This is a genomic window from Streptomyces sp. NPDC008137, from assembly GCF_042957035.1.
In the GTDB taxonomy this organism is placed as follows: Bacteria; Actinomycetota; Actinomycetes; order Streptomycetales; family Streptomycetaceae; genus Streptomyces.
Genome location: NZ_JBIBHN010000006.1, coordinates 208,198 through 213,139, shown reverse-complemented (window position 1 = coordinate 213,139; position 4,942 = coordinate 208,198). Strand labels below are relative to the sequence as shown.

5 protein-coding genes are annotated in these 4,942 nt (G+C 74.3%); all 5 read left to right on the top strand.

The features are described from left to right. The first annotated feature begins 221 nt into the window (after positions 1-221). Positions 222-1,286, top strand: a complete 1,065-nt coding sequence (mpaB, locus tag ACFZBT_RS12625) for a daptide biosynthesis RiPP recognition protein (RefSeq protein WP_391101920.1) — start codon at positions 222-224, stop codon at positions 1,284-1,286. Positions 1,287-1,297: 11 nt separating this feature from the next. Next, entirely contained in the window at positions 1,298-2,122 is an 825-nt protein-coding gene (gene mpaM, locus ACFZBT_RS12620) for a daptide-type RiPP biosynthesis methyltransferase (protein WP_391101917.1), read from the top strand. Further along, complete coding sequence (gene mpaD, locus ACFZBT_RS12615) at positions 2,119-3,384, top strand: daptide-type RiPP biosynthesis aminotransferase (RefSeq protein ID WP_391101915.1); 1,266 nt, start codon at positions 2,119-2,121, stop codon at positions 3,382-3,384. The genes mpaM and mpaD overlap by 4 nt, the downstream gene beginning before the upstream one ends. A gap of 4 nt (positions 3,385-3,388) precedes the next feature. Continuing rightward, positions 3,389-4,600: a daptide-type RiPP biosynthesis dehydogenase gene (mpaC, locus tag ACFZBT_RS12610; protein WP_391101912.1), complete on the top strand. Its 1,212-nt coding sequence runs from the start codon at positions 3,389-3,391 to the stop codon at positions 4,598-4,600. Between the two features lie 106 nt (positions 4,601-4,706). Next, positions 4,707-4,862, top strand: a complete 156-nt coding sequence (locus tag ACFZBT_RS12605; RefSeq protein ID WP_215120020.1) for a daptide-type RiPP — start codon at positions 4,707-4,709, stop codon at positions 4,860-4,862. The last annotated feature ends 80 nt before the right edge of the window (positions 4,863-4,942 follow it).

The following is a 4,942-nucleotide window of genomic DNA, read 5'->3' as shown; positions in this document are numbered from 1 at the left end:
CGTTCGTGGCTGACCGATCGCCCGGCGCCCGCTCGTGGCTGACCGATCGCCCGGCGCCCGCTCGTGGCTGACCGATCGCCCGGCGCCCGCTCGTGGCTGACCGATCGCCCGGCGCCCGCTCGTGGCTGGCCGCTCGGACTTCCCGTGGCTGACCGCTCGCACTTGATTCCCCGCTGCCCGGACGCGGAGGGGGAAGCAGACCAGTAAAGGACCTATCTGGCATGGACACGACAGCTCGTGCACGTCTGAAGCAGCACCTCATCTCCTGGGCCACCGCCGCCCCGCTCTCCGGGCCCGCGGGCGCCGGCGCCGGCGTCGGCACGCTCGTCCTGGCCGACGCGGCGCACATCCCCGCCGTCACGGCCGCCGGGCTCGTCGGCCCCCGCACCCTGCTGCTGGCGCCCGACGACGGCACCGGCGACCTCGCCCCCGCCGTCGGCTACCAGGGCAGCCTCACGGAGCCCGGCGACGAGTTCTCCAACGGCCAGGACTTCTTCCTGCAGACCCACGCCTACGCCGCCAGCCCCTTCATGACCGTCTTCGGCCCGACCGTCGTACGGGTCTTCGACCGGCACGACTTCGAGGCCTTCCTCGCCGACGCCGACCGGGCGCTCGCCGAGGGCGTCTTCCCCGAGTTCCTCATCACCTCCTCGGTGCTGCTGGCCGACCCGGCCGCCCTGAGCGGTGCTCCCGACCCCGCGGACGGACCGGCCCTGCGCCTCTACGCCGACCGGAACGGGCAGCTGTCCACCAGCCCCACGGGAGCGGTGCTCGGCACCGTCGAGGACGGCCTCGACATCCTCACCGAACGCTTCGCCCGGACCGGATCCGGCGCCGCCGCACTGGACGCGGCCCTGCCGGCCGGGACCCGGGCCGAGGCCCTGCGCGCACGCCCCTTCCTGGCCCGCTACCTCGAAGCCGTCGGCGCGCTGCGCAGCCTCATGGCACGCGGAGCCACCGGCCTGCGCGTCTCCGGGTTCGGCTCCCGGCTGACGCCCGGCCTCGCCGAGTCCGGCGCCGACGCCGACCTGGCGGACCCGACCCTGCCGATCGTGCTGTACACGGACGCGGACCCGGGCGGCGAGGGGGAGGCGTACATCGTGGCCGGCAGCCGCCTGTTCGCCGTCGACCGCCGGGCCGCCCAGGCCCTGGAGTGCCTCCTCGCTACCGCCGGAGAGCCGGGCGACCTCGTCCCCGCCGCCGAGCTGGACCAGCTGGCCGACCTGCTCTCCCGGCACGACCTGCCGCTGCCCGGCCCGGTGCGCGTCCCGGTGGCCGCGCGATGAGCGCCCCGGTCATGCCCCTGACCGTCCACGAGGCCGCGACGGCCCACGCACCCACCCTCGCCGCCCGCCGGATCGCCGAGCTCGGCGACAGGGCCCGGGTCTGCGGCCTGTACGACGCCCTCGGCGCCCCGATGTACCACGACCTCGCCACGTACGACGACCCGGAGACCCGGGCCCTGCTGACCGCGGTGCGGGCGGCGCCCGGTGCCGTGCTCGATCTCGCGGCCGGGTCGGGACGGTTCACGCTGCCGCTGCTCGCCATCGGCCGGCAGGTCACCGCCCTCGACCTGTCCGACGACATGCTGGCGCTGCTGAAGACCGCGCTGGACCGGGCCCCGGCGTCGATGCGAGAGCGCTGCACCGTGGTGCGGGGCGACATGTCCCGCTTCGATCTCGGAGCGCGGTTCCCGCACATCCTGCTCGGCACCACCTCGCTCTCGCTCCTGGACGAGGACGGCCGTGCGGGCCTGTACCGCGGTGTCCTCGCACACCTGGCCGAAGGCGGCCGGTTCCTGCTGACCGTCCTGGAGCGGGGCGACGGCGACGGCCCCGACGAGACGGCCGTACGGGTCACCGGAGCCGGCGGCACCGTCTACGAGCTGTACGAGTACTGGCCGGCCGGCGCCGGCAGCCGCACGGTCACCCTGCTCCCCGCCGACCCGCCGCCGGGCGACAGCCCCGTCATGGTCTGCACGGACCGCGTGGCCGTCCTCGACCTGCCGCGCCTGGAGGCAGAACTCACCGCGTCCGGCCTGACCATCACCTCCCGCCAGCTCCTCTCCCCGCCCGGCGAGCGTCACCGCGTGACACTCCTGACCACGGAAGCCTCCGGATGACCGCGCTCTGGCCCTACCTCATACCGCCCTCCAGCCACGGCGACGACAGCCTCTGCGCCGTCGGCGCCGCCGGACACCGCGTCACCTTCGCGGACGGCAGCACCGCACTCGACGCCGACAGCGGGCTGTGGAACGTCAACCTCGGCTACGGCAACGAGCACATCGCCGAGGCCATCGCCGAAGTCGCCCGGGACGCCTCCTACCTCGGGGCCTTCCGCTTCGAGAACAGCTACGCCCGCCGCGCCGCCGAGGACCTGCTGCGGGTCTGCGGGCCCGGCCACTACGACCGGGTGCTGTTCTCCACCGGCGGCGGAGTCGCCAACGACGCGGTCATGAAACTGGCCCGGATCCACCACGCCGTACAGGGGCGGTCCGGCCGGAACCTGGTGGTCGCCCTGCGGGGCAGCTTCCACGGACTGACCTTCGGCGGGTTCGCCCTGACCGGGGAGGACCTGGGCCAGCGGGTCTACGGAGTGGACCAGCGGCTGATCCGCCACGTCACCCCGAACGACACCGCCGAACTCGGCCGGCTGATGGCCGCCCTAGGCCATCAGGTCGCCGCGGTCGTCGTGGAGCCCGTCGTCGGCACCGGCACCCTCCCGCTCGACGCCTCGTTCGTGGCCGAACTGGGCCGACTGCGCGACGAGTACGGCTTCCTCCTGGTCGCCGACGAGGTCGCCACCGGCTTCGGCCGCACCGGCAGCTGGTTCGCCTCCGAGAGCTGGCCGGGCCTGCCCGACGTACTCGTCACCTCCAAGGGCCTGACCAACGGGGCCTGCCCGGCCGCCGCCCTGGTGATGTCCCGCCGGGTGACCCGGGCCCTGGTCGAGCACGACACGATGTTCGCCCACGCCGAGACCCAGGGCGCGACCGCCCTCGCCTGCGCCGCCATCAGCGCCACGATCGCCGAGATGGAGCGCCTCGACGCGGTCGCGGCGGGCCGCGATGTCGCCGCCTGGCTCCAGCAGGGGCTCGCGGAACTGGTCGAGCGGCACCCCCTCGCCACGCACCTCACCGGCATCGGCTGCTTCCGCACCCTGCACCTGACCCACCCCGACGGCCGCCCCCTGGCCGGCACGGACGTCGCCGGCCTCGTCACCCGCATCCGGCACGCGGGCGCCATCGTCCACCCCGGACCCTCCGGCATCCAGCTCGTGCCCTCCCTGACCTACAGCCGCGCCGAGGTCGCCGAGCTCATGACCTGCGTCGAGACGGGCCTCGACAGCCTGCTGCCGGCGACCTCCCTGGCCGCGAGGAGCTGACACCGTGCCCGTCTCCCTCGACACCTACGACCGGATTCCCGTACTGCTGCGGGAACTGCGCCCCACCGGCGTGACCGTCCTGGCCGACCCGGCCGTGGCCGACCACGCCGTCACCCGGAGGATCCTCGCCGAGACCGTCCGCGCCGGGTTCACGCCCACCCGTGCGGTCACCCCGGCGGACGCGGGAATGCCGGCCGTCGAGGCCGCCGCCTCCCGGCTCTCTCCCGGTGAGCTGGTCGTCGGTGTCGGCGGGGGCAGCACCCTCGACTTCGCGAAACTCACCGCCGCCGTCGGACGCCGCCCCGAACTCCTGCGCTATCTGACCTCCGGGCAGCGCAGCGGACTGGTGGCGCTCCCGCTGCCGTGGGGGGAACACGCCGAGGTCCTCGCGGTCCCCACCACCCTGGGCACCGGTAGCGAGGCGGGACCCGTGGCCTGCTTCCCGCACCAGGACGGCAAGCGCATCGCCATGGGGGAGTGCCTGCGCCCCCGCGCCGCCCTCCGGGTGCCCGAGGCCACCGAGACCCTCCCGGGGCACCTCGTCATGGACGGCGTACTCGAAGCGGTCTTCCGGACCGTCATCCCGTACAGCAGCGACACCCTCGACCTTCCCGAACAGGACGCCGCGGTAGAGGACTTGGCGGGCCGGCTGCTCACGGTCGGAGACGAACTCGCCCGGTGCGTCGCCGCCGGCCTGCCGGCCCCCGCGTCCGGGCGGCTGCGGGCGGCCCGGCTCAGCGCCGAGAGCCAGCTCGGAGCCATCAACGTCGGCCGCAACCCGTACGCGGTGAAGTGCTGGGCCCTCGCCAACGAGCTCTCCACCACGCTGGGCCTCGCCAAGATGCGCGCGGTGTCCGCACTGTGGCCGGTCGTATGGCGGCAGGCCCTGCGGGGAGACACCCGCTTCGGCAGCGCCGACCGCGTCCACAGGCTGTGGGAACGCCTGAGGCAGCGGGCCCCCTGGCTCGCGCCCCGGCCCGACGACGGTCTCGAACAGCTGATGCTGCGCTGGCGGATCGACCGCACCGTGCGCCTCGCCCCGCACCTGCGCCACCCCATCGCCCTGCGCAGCGTGCGCGCCTGGGGCGCGGGACTTCCCACCCTCGCCGGGTTGAGCGCCGACGACATCGTCGCGCTCCTCGCCGAGGCCACCGAGCCGACCCGCCGCGTCCGCGGCCGGCTCCCCCGAACCCCTCCCGGCGGCCTGAGCGCCTGACCGGGAGGAGCACCAAGCACCACCCGCACCACCGCCGTGACGGCGGGCACCACCGCACCACGGCACGAATCCGCACCACCGAACCGACAACACAGAGGAGAACCCCATGGCGCACAACAACTCGGTCGAGCAGGAGCTGCAGGAGCTCGGCACCGAGCTGGAGATGCAGGAGCTGGAGACCCTGGAGGCCCCGGGCTGGGCCACCAGCGCCGGTGTCAGCGTCGGCATCTCGATCGTCTCCGTCGCCTGGAGCCTCACCTGACCGAGCCGGCCCCGCCGGCTCGATCCACCACATCCACAGAACTCCGCAGAGAGGCACCTGACATGAGCGAGAACCTGGGC

Coding starts and splice junctions, on each gene's coding strand:
- mpaB (WP_391101920.1), top strand. CDS start 222: ATGGACACGACAGCTCGTGCACGTCTGAAGCAGCACCTCATCTCCTGG.
- mpaM (WP_391101917.1), top strand. CDS start 1,298: ATGCCCCTGACCGTCCACGAGGCCGCGACGGCCCACGCACCCACCCTC.
- mpaD (WP_391101915.1), top strand. CDS start 2,119: ATGACCGCGCTCTGGCCCTACCTCATACCGCCCTCCAGCCACGGCGAC.
- ACFZBT_RS12605 (WP_215120020.1), top strand. CDS start 4,707: ATGGCGCACAACAACTCGGTCGAGCAGGAGCTGCAGGAGCTCGGCACC.